3 protein-coding genes are annotated in these 1091 nt (G+C 54.6%); 2 read left to right on the forward strand and 1 reads right to left on the reverse strand.

Annotation, left to right across the window (positions count from 1 at the left end; translation table 11 throughout):
• Positions 1-375 (forward strand): hypothetical protein (locus BM064_RS27735; RefSeq protein WP_177236424.1); only part of this gene is annotated, 375 nt, incomplete at its 5' end.
• A 112-nt stretch (positions 376-487) separates the two neighbouring features.
• Here BM064_RS27735 and BM064_RS27290 read toward each other — a convergent pair.
• Positions 488-847 carry a hypothetical protein gene (locus tag BM064_RS27290; RefSeq protein WP_143103495.1) on the reverse strand — a complete coding sequence of 120 codons (360 nt, stop codon included), beginning with the start codon at positions 845-847 and terminating at the stop codon, positions 488-490.
• Between the two features lie 27 nt (positions 848-874).
• Here BM064_RS27290 and BM064_RS27880 point away from each other — a divergent pair.
• The coding region (locus tag BM064_RS27880) for a hypothetical protein (protein WP_218161140.1) at positions 875-1091 on the forward strand (217 nt) is incomplete at its 3' end.

A 1091-nucleotide genomic window follows, 5' to 3' on the forward strand; every position in this document is an offset into this window, starting at 1 on the left:
ATGATCGTCGTCACCGTGAGCATCGGCACTTTCACCGGCATGATCGTCATCACCGTGGGCGTCGGCTCTTTCATCTGCGTGGCCGTCATCACTGTGGGCATCCGCACTTTCGTCTGCGTGATCGTCGGTACCATGGGCATCTGCACTTTCACCGGCATGATCGGCATCATCATGCGGCTCCGCCGCAGCCGCGCCACTGATCACCAGTGGTTTTTCCGCACGGCTTGTCATGGTCGTGGCCAAGGCCAATGCGACTATCGCCAGCGAAACCAGGAACATCGTTTTCAGTCTCATAATTGCACTCCAGGACGGGAAGGATTCCAAAACCCATTCAGGTCACCTGATGAAATTTTGCTCCCGGATTTTATCCGTTGAAACGGCCTCGAACGAAGTTCGCTATTTCAACGGTCGGCCATATTGTCAAATAATCCTACAAAGTCCTGTGCCATGACAGGATTTGCGACATCTCGATCACAGAAAGGTTAAATCACCCTCGCGGAGGACGGTAATAACCCTGGACAGAGGCAAGGATCACAGGGACGTCACCCCACTGTCGAGAACTGTCGACCAACGACCGGTCGCAGGTCAACTTTGCCTCTTTCAATAGGATGACATGGATATGGCAATCACCGGGACCATGGGCCGCGTCATCGCTTTCGCGCGCCCCTTGCTCCTGAGCAGCCTGATCACGATCAGCGAGATCGGTGGCTAGAACAGTGTTTTCAAAGATTGTTTCACCCACGCCTGCCTGATGGGTATCAGCTTTTGCGATACCGAAAATCAGATTCGCCGATAGCAATACGGCGAGTCCGATTTTTACAAAACAAATGGCGGGGTATGTCTGCATGTGGACATGATATGGAACTTATCGCCGATGATCCAGAGGATTCCTTGCGGCCGCATCATCTCGTTAGCTTTCCCATCGCTCTTTGGCCAAGGCGAAAAAGATGAACCTCATCTCTCCCAGCGTCCCGGAGGCGTCGAAACACACCGCCTCGATGGAGTGCGCCCCTTCGGGCGGACCGGCTCAGGCGGCGGTTTTGACAGAGGCGCGGGCGTTGCGTTCCTCGAATTCGACGGGGCTGAGATAC

The sequence above is a fragment of the Albimonas pacifica genome, assembly GCF_900113695.1.
Taxonomy (GTDB): Bacteria; Pseudomonadota; Alphaproteobacteria; order Rhodobacterales; family Rhodobacteraceae; genus Albimonas; species Albimonas pacifica.

Excerpts from the sequence above, each read along its gene's own strand:
- BM064_RS27290 (WP_143103495.1), bottom strand. The coding sequence starts at position 847 with ATGCAGACATACCCCGCCATTTGTTTTGTAAAAATCGGACTCGCCGTA.